Origin of the sequence: Pseudomonas gingeri (assembly GCF_013386115.1) — a bacterium.
Classification (GTDB): Bacteria; Pseudomonadota; Gammaproteobacteria; order Pseudomonadales; family Pseudomonadaceae; genus Aquipseudomonas; species Aquipseudomonas gingeri.
The window spans coordinates 43,427-60,028 of record NZ_JACAOR010000008.1 but is presented as its reverse complement, the minus strand read 5'-3'; the positions used below and the strand labels follow the sequence as shown (position 1 = coordinate 60,028).

Here is a 16,602-nt window from a genome sequence, read left to right as displayed (position 1 = left end):
AGACTTTCCTACTCTGTGAAGCTTTGCACAACGCCAGACTTATTCCATAGCATCGGAAGGATTTTTCTGAGGTGATGCGGATCAGCACTGGTCCAGAATTGCGCCTCGCGTGCCGTTCCCGCGGACAGCAGGTCGCGGCCTTGCAGCAGGCGCTGGAGTTGCCGGGCCACCGCGGCACCGGTATCGATCAGACTGATGGACGCCGGAAGCATCTCCAGCAGCAGTGGCTTGAGGAAGGGATAGTGGGTGCAGCCGAGGATAATGGTGTCGCAGCCCGCGGCCAAAAGCGGCTCGACATAGCTGGCGAGCAACTGGCGCAGGGCCGGGCTGTGCAGATCGCCATCTTCGATCATTTCCACCAGGCCGGGACAGGGCTGGGTGACCACCCGCACATCGCTGGCAAAGCGGTCGAGCAAGGCGGCGAACTTGGCGCTTTGCAAGGTGCCGGTGGTGGCGAGCACGCCGACCACACCACTGCGGGTAGCCGCCGCCGCCGGCTTGACCGCCGGTTCCATGCCCACCAGCGGCCAGTCCGGGTAACGCTGGCGCAGATCAGCGACACCGGCCACCGTCGCGGTATTGCAGGCAATCACCAGGGCCTTGGCGCCCTGCTCGCGAAGAAACCCGGCAATCGCTTCACAGCGCTGGCGGATATAGGCCGGGCTTTTTTCCCCGTAGGGAATATGTCCGCAATCGGCGACATAGAGCAGCGATTCGTTGGGCAACAGCGCGCTGATTTCATTGAGCACCGACAGCCCGCCGATACCGGAGTCGAACACCCCGATCGGCGCCTCACGCATCGCGGCTACCGCAGACGCTGCAGTGCGGATCGCGCTTGACCCGCAACTCACGGAATTTCGTGCCCAGGGCATCGATCAGCAACAGCCGGCCCACCAGCGGTTCGCCGAAACCGGCGAGCAGTTTCAGCGCCTCCAGTGCCTGCAGGCTGCCCACCAGGCCGACCAGCGGACCGATCACCCCGGCTTCGCTGCAGGTCAGTTCGGCCTCGCTGCCGTGGCCGTAGAGGCAGTGGTAGCACGGACTCTCGGCACGCCGGGGGTCGAACACCGACAACTGGCCTTCGAGACGGATCGCCGCGCCACTGACCAGCGGCTTGCCGGCGGCCACGCAGGCGACGTTGACCGCCTCGCGGGTGGCAAAGTTGTCACAGCAGTCGAGCACCAGGTCGACGGCGGCCACCACGGCACTCAAGGAATCTTCATCCAGGGCCTGGCGATGGGCAACCAGGCTGACCTGCGGGTTGATTGCCGTCAGCCGGCGCAGCGCCGAGTCGACCTTGGTCGAACCGACGCTGTCGGTGTCGTGGATGATCTGGCGTTGCAGGTTGGTCAGGTCGACGCTGTCAAAATCCGCCAGGTGCAATTCACCGACACCGGCGGCGGCCAGGTACAAGGCCACCGGCGCGCCCAGGCCACCCAGGCCGACAATCAGTACCCGGCTGTTTTTCAGGCGCAACTGGCCGTCGATATCCACCTGTTGCAACAGGATCTGCCGGCTATAGCGCAACAGCTCCTGGTCGCTCAGCACGATATGCGCCCCAGGCTGATGCGCTGGTGACCACCCAGGTCGGTGCGGCTGTGGACTTCGCCGAAACCCTGTGCCGAGAGCAGTTCGCGGACGGCTTCGGCCTGGTCGTAGCCGTGTTCGAGCATCAACCAGCCACCGGCCTCCAGATGGGCCGGGGCCTGGGCGATGATCAGGCGCAGGTCGTCCAGGCCATCGGCGCCGGCCACCAGCGCACTGGCGGGTTCGAAGCGCACATCGCCCTGGCCCAGGTGCGGGTCGGCGGCGGCAATGTACGGCGGGTTGCTGATGATCAATTGAAAGCGCTGGCCTTCCAGGGCGCTGAACCAATGGCTGCTCAGCACCGTGGCGTTGTCCAGGCCCAGGCGCTGACGGTTGCGCTCGGCCAGGGCCACGGCCTCCAGCACCCGGTCCACCGCGGTGACCCGCCAGGCCGGACGCTCGCTGGCCAGGGCCAGGGCAATCGCGCCGCTGCCGGTGCCGAGGTCGAGCACACTGGCCGGGGTCGCCGGTAGCAGCTCGAGGGCGGCTTCCACCAGCAATTCGGTGTCGGGACGCGGGATCAGGGTATGCGGCGCGACTTCCAGGTCGAGCTTCCAGAACCCCTGCTGGCCGAGGATATAGGCCACCGGCTCGCCACCGCGGCGGCGTTGCAGGAAACCGGAAAAGGCCAGCGCGGCTTCGCTGCTGACGATCTTTTCCGGCCAGGTGTGCAGGTAACTGCGGGATTTGCCCAGGGCAGCCGCCAACAGCAACTCGGCGTCCAGGCGCGCGGTCGGTGAGTCGGGCAGTTCGGCGGCGCGCAGCAGGCTGGCGATAATAGTCATTTAATCACCCAAGGCCGCCAGTTGATCGGCCTGGTATTCGGCCAGCAACGGTTCGATCACCGCCTCGACACCGCCTGCCAGGACTTCGTCCAGGGAGTACAGGGTCAGGTTGACACGGTGGTCGGTGACCCGGCCTTGTGGAAAGTTGTAGGTACGGATGCGTTCGGAGCGGTCGCCCGAGCCCACCAGCAGCTTGCGCTCGCTGGCGATGGCGCTGGCGGCGGCGCTGGTCTGCTGGTCGTTGAGCTTGGCCGACAGCCACGACATGGCCCGCGCGCGGTTCTTGTGCTGGGAGCGCTCTTCCTGGCACTCGACCACGATTCCCGATGGAATGTGGGTAATGCGGATCGCCGAGTCGGTCTTGTTCACGTGCTGGCCGCCCGCGCCCGAGGAGCGGTAGGTGTCGACGCGCAGGTCGGCCGGGTTGATCTCGATGGCCTCCTGTTCATCCGGCTCGGGCAGCACCGCCACGGTACAGGCCGAGGTGTGGATACGGCCCTGGGATTCGGTGGCCGGCACCCGCTGCACGCGGTGCGCACCGGATTCGAACTTCAGCTTGCCGTAGACATTGTCGCCCTCGACCCGGGCGATGACTTCCTTGTAGCCGCCGTGCTCACCTTCGTTTTCCGAAAGGATCTCCACCCGCCAGCCGCGTTTCTCGGCATAACGCGAGTACATGCGGAACAGGTCGCCGGAGAAGATCGCCGCCTCGTCGCCGCCGGTGCCGGCACGGATTTCGAGAAAGACGTTGCGCCCGTCATTGGGGTCCTTGGGCAACAGCATGCGCTGCAGGGAGGACTCCAGCTCGACCAGTTGCTCCCTGGCTTCGCGGACTTCCTCGACCGCCATTTCGCGCATGTCCGGGTCGCTGTCCTTGAGCAGCGCCTGGGCACCGTCCAGGTCCGCCTGCACTTTCAGCACCTGGTTGTAGGCCGCGACGATCGGCTCGACCTCGGCGTACTCCTTGGAGTAGGCGCGAAACTTGTTCTGGTCGGAAATGACTTCGCCATCGCCAAGCAGGGCGGTCAGTTCCTCGAAACGGTCCTGGAGGATGTCCAGCTTATTGAGCAGTGACGCTTTCATTGCGGTTTCTTATCCGAAAAGCTATCCGATGGGCCCTCACCGAGGGCAAAGAGTTCCTGGGCCATGGCCAGCGCGTCGAGGCGGCCTTCGGCGGACAACTTTTTCAGTTGCACGCTGGGCGCATGCATCAACTTGTTGGTCAGGCCCCGCGCCAGTTGCATCAGCACGTCTTCGGCACTGCTGCCATTGGCCAGCAGACGCTGGGCCTTTTGCAATTCTTCGTCACGCAGGCGCTCGCTCTGCTGACGGTAGGCCTTGAGCACATCCACCGCCGCCAGTTCGCGCAGGCGGATCATGAACTCGTCGACCCCGCTGCTCACCAGTTCCTCGGCGGCCTGGGCGGCGCCCTGGCGGCTCTTGAGGTTCTCGGCGACCACTTCGTGGAGATCGTCGACGCTATAGAGGTAAACGTCGTCCAACTCGCCGACTTCCGGTTCGATATCCCGGGGAACGGCGATGTCCACCATGAAGATCGGCTTGTGCTTGCGCAGCTTCAAGGCACTTTCCACCGCGCCCTTGCCGAGGATCGGCAACTGGCTGGCGGTGGAACTGATGACGATATCGCTGTGCACCAGTTCCTGGGGAATATCGGCCAGCAACACCGCATGGGCCCCGAATTCCTCGGCGAGGATCTTGGCCCGCTCCAGGGTACGGTTGGCGACCACGATACGCTTCACGCCCTGCTCGTGCAGATGGCGGGCGACCAGGGTGATGGTCTCGCCGGCGCCGATCAGCAACGCGGTACTGCGCTGCAGGTCGCTGAAAATCTGTTTCGCCAGGCTGACGGCGGCGAACGCCACCGACACCGGGTTTTCACCGATGGCCGTGTCGGTACGTACCTGCTTGGCGGCGCTGAACGTGGCCTGGAACAGGCGCCCGAGCAGGGGGCCGATGGTCCCAGCTTCCCGCGCCACCGCGTAGGCGGACTTCATCTGGCCGAGGATCTGCGGCTCGCCGAGCACCAGCGAGTCCAGGCCGGAGGCGACACGCATCATGTGACGAACGGCCGCATCGTCTTCGTGCACATAGGCACTGGCGCGCAGTTCTTCGAGGCTCAGATGGTGATAATCGGCCAGCCAGCGCAGCACCGTGTCCGCCGCCAGGTGATCCTGCTCTATATACAGTTCACTGCGGTTGCAGGTGGAAAGGATCGCGGCTTCCCGGCTTTCGGTCAGGCGGCAGAGCTGCTGCAGGGCCTCTACCAACTGCTCGGGAGTAAATGCCACGCGCTCGCGCACGTCTACGGAGGCCGTCTTGTGGTTGATGCCGAGTGCGAGGAAGGCCATTCAAGGTCGCTGATGATGTCGAGAAGCCGACAATTGTCCTACTTCACCCGGTTCAGAACAACCATTGCCGACTATTGTCCTAATGGAACATCGCTATAAGTGCCCCGGTGAGCGGTCACGGGTATGGTTCTGCCCACCGCTTGTGTCATGATGCCCCGACCGCAGGTAAGTTGCCCTTCTCTTATATGAATAGATCCTCCGCGTTGCTTCTCGCTTTTGTCTTCCTCAGCGGCTGCCAGGCCTTGGCTCCCGTATCGCCGGGCAATACGCCACCGGCCGAGGACACCACTGCGGCCCCGGAAAAGCCCAAGGTCTACAGCTCCTTCAGCGAAGACACGGTCTTCAGCCTGCTGAGTGCGGAACTGGCCGGGCAGCGAAATCGCTTCGATATCGCGCTGGATAACTACGTCACCCAGGCGATCAATACCCAGGACCCCGGTATTTCCGAGCGGGCCTTCCGTATTGCCGAATACCTGGGCGCCGACCAGGCAGCCCTGGATACCTCGCTGATCTGGGCGAAAAACGCCCCGGACGATCTTGAAGCGCAACGCGCGGCAGCGATCCAGCTGGCGCGCAGCGGGCGTTATGACGACTCCATGGTCTATATGGAGAAAGTCCTGCAGGGCAAGGGCGACACCCACTTCGACTTCCTCGCGCTGTCGGCCGCCGACACCGACCAGGACACCCGCAACGGTCTGATGAAGAGTTTCGACCGCCTGCTGGTCAAACACCCGAAGAACAGCCAGCTGATTTTCGGCAAGGCCCTGTTGCTGCAACAGAATGGCGACAACCAGGGCGCCCTGACGCTGCTGGAGAACAACCCGCCGGAAGACGGCGAAGTCGCCCCGCTGCTGCTGCGCGCGCGCCTGCTGCAAACCATGAATCGCGGCAAGGAAGCGATTCCGCTGCTGGAAAAAAGCATCAAGAAGTACCCGGACGACAAGCGCCTGCGCCTGACCTATGCGCGCATGCTGGTCGAACAGGACCGCATGACCGATGCCAAGGTGCAGTTCTCCAGCCTGGTCCAGCAGTATCCGGAAGATGACGAACTGCGCTTCTCCCTGGCGCTGGTCTGCCTGGAGGCCAAGGCCTGGGATGAGGCCAAGGGCTACCTGGAAGAGCTGATCGCCCGCGACAGCCACGTCGACTCCGCCCATCTGAACCTGGGCCGCATCGCCGAAGAGAAAAACGACCCGCAGGGCGCCCTGGAAGAATACGAACAGGTCGGCCCGGGCAATGACTACCTGCCGGCCCAACTGCGCCAGACCGATATCCTGGTGACCAGCGGGCGTGGCGCAGAGGCCTCGAAGAAGCTCGCCGCCGCCCGTGACGAGCAGCCGGACTACGCGATCCAGTTGTACCTGATCGAGGCCGAGATCCTTTCCGCCAACAATCATGGCGACCAGGCCTGGAAAGTCCTGCAACAGGCCCTGCTGCAGTACCCGGACGATCTGAACCTGCTGTATACCCGCGCCATGCAGGCGGAAAAACGCAACGACCTGGCGCAGATGGAAAAAGACTTGCGGGCGATCCTCAAGCGCGAGCCGGACAACGCCATGGCCCTGAACGCCCTGGGCTACACCCTGTCGGACCGCACCACGCGCTACGCCGAAGCCAAGGAACTGATCGAGAAAGCCCATCAGTTGAATCCGGAAGATCCGGCCGTGCTCGACAGCCTCGGCTGGGTGAACTTCCGCCTGGGCAACCTCGACGAAGCCGAGCGCCTGCTGCGCCAGGCCCTGGAGCGTTTCCCCGACCAGGAAGTCGCCGCCCACCTGGGCGAAGTCCTGTGGGCCAACGGCAAACAGGGCGAAGCCCGGAAAATCTGGGGCAAGTTCCTCAAGGATCAGCCCGACAGCCCAATCCTGCGCAGCACCATCAAGCGCCTGACCGGTTCCGAGACTCTTTAAGCTTATGTTTTTGCGCCACCTCGTTGTTTTCAGCCTGATCGCCCTGCTCGCCGGTTGCGCGGGCTTTGGCGCCCGTGAGTCCGTCGAGGGCCACGGCGACCCGGCCCAGTGGGCCAAGCACAAACAGCAATTGAGCAGCCTCGATGGCTGGCAGATCAATGGCAAGGTCGGGATCCGCGCGCCGAAGGACTCCGGCAGTGGCACCCTGTACTGGCTGCAACGCCAGGACTACTACGATATCCGCCTGTCCGGCCCGCTGGGCCGTGGCGCGGCGCGCCTGACCGGTCGCCCCGGCCAGGTGTCGCTGGAAGTCGCCAACCAGGGCCGCTATGAAGCCGCGACGCCCGAGGCCCTGCTCGAAGAGCAGATGGGCTGGAGCCTGCCGGTGTCACACCTGGTCTGGTGGGTGCGCGGCCTGCCCGCGCCCGACAGCAAGAGCCGCCTGAGCCTGGACAACGACAGCCGCCTCGCCACCCTCGAACAGGACGACTGGCAGGTCGAGTACCTCAGCTACACCGAGCAGAACGGCTACTGGCTGCCCGAGCGCATCAAGCTGCACGGTCGCGACCTCGACGTGACCCTGGTGATCAAGGACTGGCAGCCGCGCCAGCTGGGCCAGTGACATGCCGGCCAGCCGCTTGACCCTGCCCGCCCCCGCCAAGCTGAACCTGATGCTGCACATCATCGGTCGCCGCGCCGACGGTTATCACGAGCTGCAGACGCTGTTCCAGTTTCTCGATTACGGCGATGAACTGAGTTTCGCCGTGCGCGACGACGGCGTGATCCGCCTGCACACCGAATTCGACGGTGTGCCCCACGACAGCAACCTGATCGTGCGCGCGGCGAAAAAACTCCAGGAACAATCCGGCTGCGCCCTCGGCATGGACATCTGGATCGACAAGATCCTGCCCATGGGCGGCGGTATCGGTGGCGGCAGCTCGAATGCCGCGACCACCCTGCTCGCCCTGAACCACCTCTGGCAACTGGCCTGGGATGAAGATCGCCTGGCCACCCTGGGCCTGACCCTGGGTGCCGACGTCCCGGTTTTCGTCCGCGGCCACGCGGCTTTTGCCGAAGGCGTGGGGGAAAAACTCACCCCGGTGGACCCCGAAGAACCGTGGTACGTTGTGCTTGTTCCGCAAGTATCTGTAAGTACAGCAGAAATTTTTTCCGATCCGCTGTTGACACGTGACTCCGCGCCCATTAAAGTGCGCCCCGTTCCCAAGGGAAACAGTCGAAATGACTGCTTGCCGGTTGTCGCAAGACGTTATCCAGAAGTACGTAACGCCTTGAATTTGCTAGGTAAATTTACCGAAGCAAAATTAACCGGAACTGGAAGTTGTGTGTTTGGGGCCTTCCCAAGCAAAGCTGAAGCTGATAAAGTCTCGGCCCTTCTTACAGAGACCCACACAGGGTTTGTGGCAAAGGGAAGCAACATCTCGATGTTGCATCGCAAGTTGCAAAGTCTGCTCTAGGAATTCGGGTACTGGGTACTCGTTGCAACAGATACAGGGGCGTCGCCAAGCGGTAAGGCAGCAGGTTTTGATCCTGCCATGCGTTGGTTCGAATCCAGCCGCCCCTGCCATTTTCTAATACTCATCCAGGTTACCCTCAGCCTCTAGGTACTGCGCGTGTCCAAGATGATGGTCTTTACGGGGAACGCTAACCCCGATCTGGCTCGACGTGTCGTACGTCAGCTGCATATCCCTCTCGGTGACATCTCTGTCGGCAAGTTTTCCGACGGCGAGATTACCGCTGAGATCAATGAAAACGTCCGCGGTAAAGACGTCTTCATTATTCAGCCGACCTGCGCTCCGACCAACGATAACCTGATGGAACTCGTCGTGATGGCTGATGCCTTCCGCCGTTCCTCAGCGACTCGAATCACTGCGGTGATCCCTTACTTTGGTTACGCCCGTCAGGATCGCCGTCCGCGTTCCGCACGCGTGGCTATCAGCGCGAAAGTCGTGGCTGACATGCTCACCGTGGTAGGCATCGACCGTGTTCTCACGGTTGACCTGCACGCTGACCAGATCCAGGGTTTCTTCGATATTCCGGTAGATAACATCTACGGCTCCCCCGTTCTGGTGGATGACATCGAAGACCAACGCTTCGAAAACCTGATGATCGTGTCTCCGGACATTGGTGGCGTCGTGCGTGCACGGGCTGTCGCCAAGTCGCTGGGCGTGGATCTTGGCATCATCGACAAACGTCGTGAGAAGGCCAACCACTCCGAAGTGATGCACATCATCGGTGACGTCGAAGGCCGCACCTGCATTCTCGTCGATGACATGGTCGACACCGCCGGCACCCTGTGCCACGCGGCGAAAGCCCTCAAGGAACATGGCGCTGCCAAGGTCTTTGCCTACTGCACACACCCTGTGCTGTCGGGTCGGGCGATCGAGAACATTGAAAATTCCGTGCTGGACGAGCTGGTGGTGACCAACACCATCCCGCTGTCCGCCGCCGCACAAGCCTGTGCGCGTATCCGCCAACTGGATATCGCACCGGTAGTCGCCGAAGCGGTTCGCCGCATCAGCAACGAAGAATCGATCAGCGCGATGTTCCGCTAAGGGCCCTGCCCGGCAGACACCTCGTTGACGTAAAGCGCCCCGCCCCAACACTCATGTTGGGGCGGGGCTTTTTTGCCCATGCCGCTTTGACGTCGGTCGCAGGCGTCACCCGGACATGGCTATTTTGGAGATACAAAATGACTGATTTCATCCTGAACGCCGAAGCGCGTACCGACCTGGGGAAAGGTGCGAGCCGCCGCCTGCGTCGTCTCGCCAGCCAGGTTCCTGCCGTTGTCTACGGTGGCGACAAGGCTCCTGAGTCCATCATGATGCTGGCTAAAGAAGTTGCCAAGCTGTTCGAAGACGAGGCTGCTTTCAGCCACGTCATCCAACTGAACATCGGCGGCGTCAAGCAAGACGTGATCGTTAAAGCGATGCAGCGTCACCCGGCCAAGCAGTTCATCATGCACGCCGACTTCGTTCGCGTTGTCGCTGGCAAGAAACTGACCGCTGTTGTTCCTGTGCACTTCATCAACGAAGCTGCTCCAGTGAAGAAAGGCGGCGAGATCTCCCACGTTGTCAACGAGATCGAGGTTTCCTGCGAAGCCAAGGACCTGCCTGAGTTCATCGAAGTCGACCTGGCTGACGCCGAAGTCGGTTCGATCATTCACCTGTCCGACCTCAAGGCTCCTAAAGGCGTTGAGTTTGTTGCTCTGGCACACGGTGACGACAAGGCTGTTGCCAACGTTCACGCTCCACGTGTTGCTCCAGAAGCAGAAGGCGCTGCAGAGTAATTTCACTCTGACGCCGGAGTGACTGGAAACATCGCGGACTGGAACGTAGCGAGAAAGCGGGCGAGAATGCGAAGTTTACGTCATGGTAAATGAGCTTTTTTCGTCCACTTTTTTCGCCGTCCCCAAGCATTGCGGCGATGTTATCCACCACTCCACAGAAGGGCCCCTGTCGTGACTGCCATCAAACTGATCGTTGGCCTGGGAAATCCAGGCACCGAATACGAACAGACCCGGCATAACGCGGGGGCCCTTTTTGTTGAACGCGTAGCCTCGGCACAAGGCATCAATCTCGTCGCCGACCGCAAATATTTCGGCCTGACCGGGCGCTTCAGTCACCAGGGTCAGGATGTTCGCCTGCTGATTCCCACCACCTACATGAACCGTAGCGGCCAGGCCGTCTCGGCATTGGCTGGATTCTTCCGCATCACGCCCGAAGAAATCCTGGTGGCGCATGACGAACTCGACCTGCCACCCGGCGTTGCCAAGCTCAAGCAAGGCGGCGGCCATGGCGGTCACAACGGTCTGCGGGACATCATCGCGCAGCTCGGCAACCAGAATACCTTTCACCGCCTGCGACTCGGCATTGGCCACCCAGGCGTTGCAAGTATGGTTTCAAACTTCGTCCTGGGTCGTGCGCCACGCGCCGAACAGGAAAAACTCGATGCCAGCATCGACTTTGCCCTCGGCGTGCTGCCGGATATCCTCGCCGGTGAATGGAACCGCGCGATGAAAAACCTGCACACCCAGAAGGCCTGACTCTAACTCCTAGGGGAAACACCATGGGATTCAACTGCGGCATCGTCGGCCTTCCCAACGTCGGCAAATCCACCCTGTTCAACGCCCTGACCAAATCCGGCATCGCGGCGGAGAACTTCCCCTTCTGCACCATCGAGCCGAACAGCGGCATCGTGCCGATGCCCGATCCACGCCTGCAGGCCCTGGCCGAGATCGTCAATCCCAAGCGCATCCTGCCGACCACCATGGAATTCGTCGATATCGCGGGCCTGGTGGCCGGTGCGTCGAAAGGTGAAGGCCTGGGCAACAAGTTCCTGGCCAACATCCGTGAAACCGATGCCATCGCCCACGTGGTCCGCTGCTTCGAAGACGAGAACGTGATTCACGTCTCCAACAGCGTCGACCCGAAACGCGACATCGAGATCATCGACCTGGAACTGATCTTCGCCGACCTCGACAGCTGCGAGAAGCAACTGCAGAAAGTCGCGCGCAACGCCAAGGGCGGCGACAAGGACGCCGTGGTGCAGAAGGGCCTGCTGGAACAGCTGATCGCCCACTTCACCGAAGGCAAGCCGGCGCGCAGCCTGATGAAGAACATGGGCACCGACGAAAAGGCGGTGATCAAGGGCTTCCACCTGCTGACCACCAAGCCGGTGATGTACATCGCCAACGTGGCTGAAGACGGCTTCGAGAACAACCCGCACCTGGATGTGGTCAAGGCCATCGCCGAGGAAGAAGGCGCGGTCGTGGTCCCGGTGTGCAACAAGATCGAAGCGGAAATCGCCGAACTCGACGACGGTGAAGAGAAAGACATGTTCCTCGAGGCCCTGGGCCTTGAAGAACCTGGCCTGAACCGCGTGATCCGTGCCGGTTACGAAATGCTTCACCTGCAGACCTATTTCACCGCCGGTGTCGAAGAAGTCCGGGCCTGGACCGTCAAGGTCGGCGCCACTGCCCCACAGGCAGCCGGCGTGATCCACACCGACTTCGAAAAAGGCTTTATCCGCGCCGAAGTGATCGCCTACAACGACTTCATCCAGTACAAGGGCGAAGCCGGGACCAAGGAAGCCGGCAAATGGCGCCTGGAAGGCAAGGACTACATCGTCAAGGACGGTGACGTGATGCACTTCCGTTTCAACGTGTAAGCGTTGCCGGAAACAAAAAAGCCGCGTTGATTCGCGGCTTTTTCATGGGTGCGTGGTATCGACCCGCCAGGCGTGGCTAGAACAGGTACCCCATGTAGATCGCGGCAGCGCCACCGGCCTGCACACCCGCGTTCATGCCCGCCATGACCACCGCGCCCCGGGCCGACTGCAATAACTGCCGGTTGACCGTGGCGGAGGCAATGACCGAGGTCGCCGGATTGGAGCTGACTGCCGCCGCCAACGCCAGCAGCTTGGGATCAAGGCCGAACAACAGGGCCGTGGCTGAACCGCCGACCACCAGTCCCAGGCCCACTTCGGTATACAGGCAAGGCCCGGTGATGTCGTCGCCGGTCAGGTCACGACTGACCAGGGCGTCGCTGACAAACACCTTGCCGGTACTGGGAAAGGCCTCCGCCGCACCGACCCCGCCCACGCTCTTGCCCTTGACCTGGATATTGATCTTGCCGAAACGCGGCAACCGCGCGCCAAATCCGACACCTACCCCGACACCGCCGTAGCGGTAGCTGACGTTCTCGCCCTGGGGCGAACGCAAGATGATCGACCCGCCACTGCCCGCCAGCAAAGCCACACTCAAACCGCCTCCGCTGGCAGTCTGGTACTGCCAGTGACTTTCATTGACCGGGATAGGGATGTTGTAGCTCATACGTTCATAGTCCTTTGAGTGAATGAACCGCACCGCGACCGATGCCCCTTGCCAGACCGGCAATGAAGAACACCAGACCGATAAGCCCCAGTACGCCGGGAGTGGCCCACAGTGCGGCCAGGTCATCGACGATGGCGCTGACGGCCGGCTGCTCGGGCAGGTAATGGACCCGTACCGGCTGATCCTTCTGATAACCGAAGATAAAGCCGCCCTGGGGGTAGGAAATCTGTTCACCGCTGCGGGTGGTGAAGGCAATCTCGGGATGCGAACCGCCGGCATTCAAGTGGCTGACGACGCCATCGGCGGTCTGCGCGCGAGCGAGGAATTCGCGTCGATCAAGCGTGAGGTTGACGGCAATGCCCAACAGGCCGATGCCAATCAGGGCAAAAAGCAGCCCCTGGAGTATCTTCCCGAGGCGTGACGGGGTCTGGTTAGCCATGGCCTGTCTCTATATTCGTCCATGAAAGAGGGCGATCAGGATAGCAAGAAACAACCAGGGCAGGAAAATGAGCTGTAATAGGCTGAAATGAGCCATAAGTGACTATAATGAGCCGTATCCGGCTATATTGAGCTGTAAATGAGCCGTAATAGGGAAAATGTCATGGCCAATACGTCTGATCATCTTCTGGCCGCACTGGCTCAGCGAGCTCGGAATGGTCAACCCTGGGCCAGCTCGACCGAGCTGAAGAGCAACGTTTCCGCAAGTTTGGCCACAGTAAAACGACACCTTGAAGCACTGGTCAATTCCGGCCACGTGATTCAGGAAGGTCGAACACGTTCGACACGTTACAGGCTTGTCGATACCTGGGAATCCCAGCCCGCCCCAGTCAGTACAGGCCCTGTATGGTCGGCTCAAAGCCTGTCGTTGCGCAGGCGCCTGGAACAGCCGCTGGCCATGCGCCACGCCGTGACCTACCAACGCACCTTCGTGGAAAACTACATTCCCAACCAGTCCTCGCTGCTGCCAACCTCGCTCGCCACAACCCTGATGGAAGAAGGGCGCATGCGCGGCCAACAACCTGCGGGCACCTATGCACGCAAGGTGCTGGAGCCACTGCTTATCGACCTGTCCTGGTCCTCCTCGCGCCTGGAAGGCAACCGTTACTCGTTGCTCGCCACCGAGGAGTTGTTCAAGAGCGGAGTCACCGGCGGCGATCTGGATGCAGTGATGCTGCTCAACCACAAGGCAGCCATCGAGTTCATGGTCGATGCCGTCCCCAGCTATGGCCTGACCACGCCAGTGATCCAGAACCTGCATGCGCTGCTGATGCAGGACCTGTTGGCCGACCCCAGCGGTTTGGGCACCATTCGCCAGAAAGTCGTCAATATCAGCGATACGACCTACCTGCCCAGCCAGGTTCCTTCCCTGCTGGGCGAAATGCTCGAATGCATTCTGGAGAAAGCCCGGCAGATCAAGAACCCGGTTGAGTCCGCCTTCTTCCTGTGGGTCAACCTGGCCTATCTGCAACCTTTCGATGACGGCAACAAACGCACGAGCCGACTGGCCGCCAACATCCCCCTGATGCTGTACAACAGCGCACCGTTGTCCTTTCTGGATATGGATGTAAGGGATTATGCGCACGCCATGATGGGCATCTATGAACATCTGGATGTGTCGTTGGCCGCGGACCTTTTCGAATGGGCCTATCGCCGTTCGATCAGGAAGTACGAAGTGACCCTGGAGGCGATGGGCAGACCCGACCCGGTTCGCGTGCAATTCAGGGAGGCCCTGAACGAGGCCATCGGCGCCATCGTGCGTGACCGCAAGACCTGCGAAGAGGCGATGGCCGACTTGTCGCTGGGCGCCGATCAGGCGCAGTTGTTACGCCCCTTGCTGATGGACGAGCTCAAGGTGCTGGGGGTGTTCAACTGCGCCCGCTACAGATTGACGATGAAACAGACCGAGAGCTGGATCGACGCCGGCCGTCCTTTGTGATGGAGCCGGCCGGCACCACTCTTCTTCCTAAGACCTGAAACGCCCTACCAACCCGCTCAGTTCATCCGAAAGGTGCGAAAGCCGGCCCGAGTCTTTCTGCGCGGAGTTGGCCAGGCTTTCCACCAGTTGCGCCTCATCGTAGATCTGCCGGATATGCCGATTGATCTCTTCGGCCACGCTGTGCTGCTCTTCCGCCGCCGCCGAGATCTGCAGGTTCTGGTCCCTGATTTCATTGACCGACAACTGGATGCCTTCAAAGCTGTCCCGTGCACTCTCGATCGAGGACACACTGGCCCGCGACAGGTCCAGGCAGCTTTCCATCTTCTGCGACACTTCCTGGGTCTTGCTGCCGAGGGCGTTGAGCAACTGGTCGATTTCCCCGGTGGAGTCGGACGTGCGCTTGGCCAGGGCCCTCACCTCATCCGCGACCACGGCAAAACCGCGCCCCTGGTCACCCGCCCTGGCCGCTTCGATCGCCGCGTTCAGCGCCAGCAGGTTGGTCTGCTCGGCGATAGCACGGATGGTGCCGAGGATCTGGTTGATGTTGCGACTGCCCTCCTCCAGCTCGACCATGGCCTGGGAAGACTCGGTCAGGCGACGCCCCAGGCGACCGACGTTCTGGGTGGTCAGCTCGATCTGCTGCTTGCCCTCGGCCACCCGGTGGTGCCCGCTCTCGGCGGAGTCGGCGGCCGCGCTACAGGAACGCGCGACCTCGTTGGCGGTCGCGACCATTTCGTTGAAGGCCGTGGACACCAGTTCCACCGCTTCACGCTGGCGACCGGCCGCCTGGTTCATGTTGCTGGCCACCTCGCTGTTGACCCGCGAGGCGTCCTGCAGATTGGTGGATGCCGCGCCAATCCGCTGGATCAGCTGGCGTATCGCCGCGAGAAACTTGTTGAACCAGCCTGCCAGCTCAGCGGTTTCATCCCTGCCCTGCACCTCGAGATCACGGCGCAGATCGCCCTCGCCCTCGGCGATCGATTGCAAGCCGGTGCTGACCTGGCCGATCGGCTTGACGATGAGCCTGGCGAACGCCGCGGCAAGCAGCGCGAAGAGCAGCACCAGCACGACCACGATTCCCCCTGTCACGTAGGTCATGTGCGTGGCCGTGCCCATGACTTCGTCGTACCTGATCAGACCGACATAGCGCCAGCCCAGGCCGGGCGAGGTCCAGATATTGGCCATGTAGCGGACCCCGTCGATTTGCACTTCGGTGGAGCCTTGCGGCGTAGCGGCCAGTTTGGCGTAGGGCTCGCCCAGGTCCTTGAGCGGCTTGAAGCTGTGGCCGACGTCACGCGGATCGACCAGCACGGTGCCATCCTCGATCAGCATCACGTAGCCGCTTTCACCGAGCTTGATGCTCTTGACCAGCTCGGTGAGGTTTTTCAGCGAAACACTGACGACGAAGACCCCCTTGGCCTTGCCCGTGTCATCCAGCATTGCCCTGGCACTGCCGACCAGCGCCACGGCGTCCTTGTCATAGTAATAGGCGGGAGTTCGTACCGCCTTGCCGGGGCTGGCCATGGCGGCCTTGTACCAGGGACGCGTACGCGGATCGTAGCTCGACAGTTGCGGGTCATCCGGCCATTTCGCGTAGCTGCCGTCTTCCAGGCCGATGGAGAGGATGGCCGCGGCCGGGTGGGTCGCGCCATAACGGGCGAATCTATCGATGACCTGGCGGGCTTCTGCCGGCAACGGCTTGCTGGCCGCATCGGCAGCCTCGTAGTGTTTTAGACTGCTCACCGATGTGTATACAGAATCGGTCGCCATTTGATCGACATTTTGCTGAGTGCCGTCGAAAAACTGTCGAATGTTGCCGTCGATCTGGCGTATTTCGCGGGTACTGCCATCGATGAACTGATCGACCGCCTGAGCTCGTATATTCAGCACCGATATCACTGCCACAAGGCTTACCGGGATGAAGGCGACCAGGACAAAGGCCAGGACAAGCTTGTTTTTTATTTTCATTGTAGCGATCGCCATTCGAAGAAATGAGCTGCGAATGGCCAGACTACACGGACAAATAGCGATTTGCCACCACGCCAGGATCGATTTGGCAAGAGGCATGTTCGCCATATTTTTGTATACAAAAATATCAACGAGCGTTCGACCTCGCTTCAGCCGCTACCGCTTTGCCGAGCGGCTTCCCGCATCAGCTCGAATC

Annotated in this window: 17 protein-coding genes, 1 tRNA gene and 1 pseudogene; 10 read left to right on the top strand and 9 right to left on the bottom strand. The window is 61.6% G+C overall.

Going from position 1 to position 16,602, the window contains the following annotated elements; genetic code table 11:
* Nucleotides 1-8: 8 nt before the first annotated feature.
* Genes murI through hemA form a run of 5 tightly spaced genes read right to left on the bottom strand, consistent with a single transcriptional unit; the run spans nucleotide 9 to nucleotide 4,741 of the window.
* Nucleotides 9-800 (bottom strand): glutamate racemase, encoded by a 792-nt coding sequence (gene murI, locus HX881_RS16255; protein WP_177085464.1) that lies wholly within the window; start codon nucleotides 798-800, stop codon nucleotides 9-11.
* Nucleotides 793-1,548 (bottom strand): molybdopterin-synthase adenylyltransferase MoeB, encoded by a 756-nt coding sequence (locus HX881_RS16250; protein WP_177085462.1) that lies wholly within the window; start codon nucleotides 1,546-1,548, stop codon nucleotides 793-795. The genes murI and HX881_RS16250 overlap by 8 nt, the downstream gene beginning before the upstream one ends.
* Nucleotides 1,542-2,372 (bottom strand): peptide chain release factor N(5)-glutamine methyltransferase, encoded by an 831-nt coding sequence (gene prmC / locus HX881_RS16245; RefSeq protein ID WP_177085460.1) that lies wholly within the window; start codon nucleotides 2,370-2,372, stop codon nucleotides 1,542-1,544. Before prmC ends, HX881_RS16250 begins: the two co-directional genes overlap by 7 nt.
* A complete protein-coding gene (prfA, locus tag HX881_RS16240; protein ID WP_017129004.1) occupies nucleotides 2,373-3,455 on the bottom strand; it encodes a peptide chain release factor 1 in 1,083 nt (360 codons plus the stop codon).
* Nucleotides 3,452-4,741 (bottom strand): glutamyl-tRNA reductase, encoded by a 1,290-nt coding sequence (gene hemA / locus HX881_RS16235; protein ID WP_017129003.1) that lies wholly within the window; start codon nucleotides 4,739-4,741, stop codon nucleotides 3,452-3,454. Before hemA ends, prfA begins: the two co-directional genes overlap by 4 nt.
* Before the next feature lie 185 nt (nucleotides 4,742-4,926).
* Between hemA and HX881_RS16230 the strand changes: the two genes are divergently transcribed.
* The 8 genes from HX881_RS16230 (at nucleotide 4,927) to ychF (ending at nucleotide 11,838) form a co-directional block, all read left to right on the top strand.
* On the top strand, nucleotides 4,927-6,651 hold the full coding sequence (locus tag HX881_RS16230) for a tetratricopeptide repeat protein (protein ID WP_042936789.1): 1,725 nt from the start codon (nucleotides 4,927-4,929) through the stop codon (nucleotides 6,649-6,651).
* A 4-nt stretch (nucleotides 6,652-6,655) separates the two neighbouring features.
* Nucleotides 6,656-7,273: a lipoprotein insertase outer membrane protein LolB gene (gene lolB / locus HX881_RS16225; RefSeq protein WP_017129001.1), complete on the top strand. Its 618-nt coding sequence runs from the start codon at nucleotides 6,656-6,658 to the stop codon at nucleotides 7,271-7,273.
* Nucleotide 7,274: 1 nt separating this feature from the next.
* A complete protein-coding gene (ispE, locus tag HX881_RS16220; protein WP_177085458.1) occupies nucleotides 7,275-8,126 on the top strand; it encodes a 4-(cytidine 5'-diphospho)-2-C-methyl-D-erythritol kinase in 852 nt (283 codons plus the stop codon).
* Nucleotides 8,127-8,161: 35 nt separating this feature from the next.
* Nucleotides 8,162-8,236 (top strand) — tRNA-Gln (locus HX881_RS16215).
* Nucleotides 8,237-8,282: 46 nt separating this feature from the next.
* Entirely contained in the window at nucleotides 8,283-9,224 is a 942-nt protein-coding gene (locus HX881_RS16210; RefSeq protein ID WP_003171603.1) for a ribose-phosphate pyrophosphokinase, read from the top strand.
* A 137-nt stretch (nucleotides 9,225-9,361) separates the two neighbouring features.
* The gene (locus tag HX881_RS16205) at nucleotides 9,362-9,958 is read left to right on the top strand and encodes a 50S ribosomal protein L25/general stress protein Ctc (RefSeq protein WP_017123775.1); all 597 of its coding nucleotides are present in this window, start codon (nucleotides 9,362-9,364) and stop codon (nucleotides 9,956-9,958) included.
* A gap of 171 nt (nucleotides 9,959-10,129) precedes the next feature.
* The gene (gene pth / locus HX881_RS16200; protein ID WP_017123776.1) at nucleotides 10,130-10,714 is read left to right on the top strand and encodes an aminoacyl-tRNA hydrolase; all 585 of its coding nucleotides are present in this window, start codon (nucleotides 10,130-10,132) and stop codon (nucleotides 10,712-10,714) included.
* A gap of 23 nt (nucleotides 10,715-10,737) precedes the next feature.
* Nucleotides 10,738-11,838 (top strand): redox-regulated ATPase YchF, encoded by a 1,101-nt coding sequence (gene ychF / locus HX881_RS16195; RefSeq protein ID WP_017123777.1) that lies wholly within the window; start codon nucleotides 10,738-10,740, stop codon nucleotides 11,836-11,838.
* Nucleotides 11,839-11,914: 76 nt separating this feature from the next.
* On the opposite strand, the gene HX881_RS16190 is transcribed toward ychF, so the two are convergent.
* Both HX881_RS16190 and HX881_RS16185 read right to left on the bottom strand, forming a co-directional pair.
* A complete protein-coding gene (locus HX881_RS16190; RefSeq protein WP_177085457.1) occupies nucleotides 11,915-12,502 on the bottom strand; it encodes a hypothetical protein in 588 nt (195 codons plus the stop codon).
* A 4-nt stretch (nucleotides 12,503-12,506) separates the two neighbouring features.
* The gene (locus HX881_RS16185; protein WP_017123779.1) at nucleotides 12,507-12,941 is read right to left on the bottom strand and encodes a DUF3592 domain-containing protein; all 435 of its coding nucleotides are present in this window, start codon (nucleotides 12,939-12,941) and stop codon (nucleotides 12,507-12,509) included.
* A 162-nt stretch (nucleotides 12,942-13,103) separates the two neighbouring features.
* Here HX881_RS16185 and HX881_RS16180 point away from each other — a divergent pair, with 162 nt between their 5' ends.
* Nucleotides 13,104-14,438, top strand: coding sequence for a Fic family protein (locus tag HX881_RS16180; protein WP_177085862.1), 1,335 nt, complete (start codon nucleotides 13,104-13,106; stop codon nucleotides 14,436-14,438).
* Between the two features lie 27 nt (nucleotides 14,439-14,465).
* On the opposite strand, the gene HX881_RS33240 is transcribed toward HX881_RS16180, so the two are convergent.
* The gene (locus HX881_RS33240) at nucleotides 14,466-15,233 is read right to left on the bottom strand and encodes a methyl-accepting chemotaxis protein (protein ID WP_425503515.1); all 768 of its coding nucleotides are present in this window, start codon (nucleotides 15,231-15,233) and stop codon (nucleotides 14,466-14,468) included.
* Between the two features lie 87 nt (nucleotides 15,234-15,320).
* A pseudogene (locus HX881_RS33235) lies at nucleotides 15,321-16,208 on the bottom strand (cache domain-containing protein); the annotation flags it as partial.
* Between HX881_RS33235 and HX881_RS33055 the strand changes: the two are divergent.
* Nucleotides 16,209-16,433: a hypothetical protein gene (locus tag HX881_RS33055; protein ID WP_244861929.1), complete on the top strand. Its 225-nt coding sequence runs from the start codon at nucleotides 16,209-16,211 to the stop codon at nucleotides 16,431-16,433.
* The last annotated feature ends 169 nt before the right edge of the window (nucleotides 16,434-16,602 follow it).

Bases quoted from the DNA above. Each gene is read 5' to 3' on its own strand.
- murI (WP_177085464.1), bottom strand. From the start codon at position 800: ATGCGTGAGGCGCCGATCGGGGTGTTCGACTCCGGTATCGGCGGGCTG.
- prmC (WP_177085460.1), bottom strand. From the start codon at position 2,372: ATGACTATTATCGCCAGCCTGCTGCGCGCCGCCGAACTGCCCGACTCA.
- prfA (WP_017129004.1), bottom strand. From the start codon at position 3,455: ATGAAAGCGTCACTGCTCAATAAGCTGGACATCCTCCAGGACCGTTTC.
- hemA (WP_017129003.1), bottom strand. From the start codon at position 4,741: ATGGCCTTCCTCGCACTCGGCATCAACCACAAGACGGCCTCCGTAGAC.
- HX881_RS16230 (WP_042936789.1), top strand. From the start codon at position 4,927: ATGAATAGATCCTCCGCGTTGCTTCTCGCTTTTGTCTTCCTCAGCGGC.
- lolB (WP_017129001.1), top strand. From the start codon at position 6,656: ATGTTTTTGCGCCACCTCGTTGTTTTCAGCCTGATCGCCCTGCTCGCC.
- ispE (WP_177085458.1), top strand. From the start codon at position 7,275: ATGCCGGCCAGCCGCTTGACCCTGCCCGCCCCCGCCAAGCTGAACCTG.
- HX881_RS16205 (WP_017123775.1), top strand. From the start codon at position 9,362: ATGACTGATTTCATCCTGAACGCCGAAGCGCGTACCGACCTGGGGAAA.
- ychF (WP_017123777.1), top strand. From the start codon at position 10,738: ATGGGATTCAACTGCGGCATCGTCGGCCTTCCCAACGTCGGCAAATCC.
- HX881_RS16190 (WP_177085457.1), bottom strand. From the start codon at position 12,502: ATGAGCTACAACATCCCTATCCCGGTCAATGAAAGTCACTGGCAGTAC.
- HX881_RS16185 (WP_017123779.1), bottom strand. From the start codon at position 12,941: ATGGCTAACCAGACCCCGTCACGCCTCGGGAAGATACTCCAGGGGCTG.
- HX881_RS16180 (WP_177085862.1), top strand. From the start codon at position 13,104: ATGGCCAATACGTCTGATCATCTTCTGGCCGCACTGGCTCAGCGAGCT.
- HX881_RS33240 (WP_425503515.1), bottom strand. From the start codon at position 15,233: ATGAACCAGGCGGCCGGTCGCCAGCGTGAAGCGGTGGAACTGGTGTCC.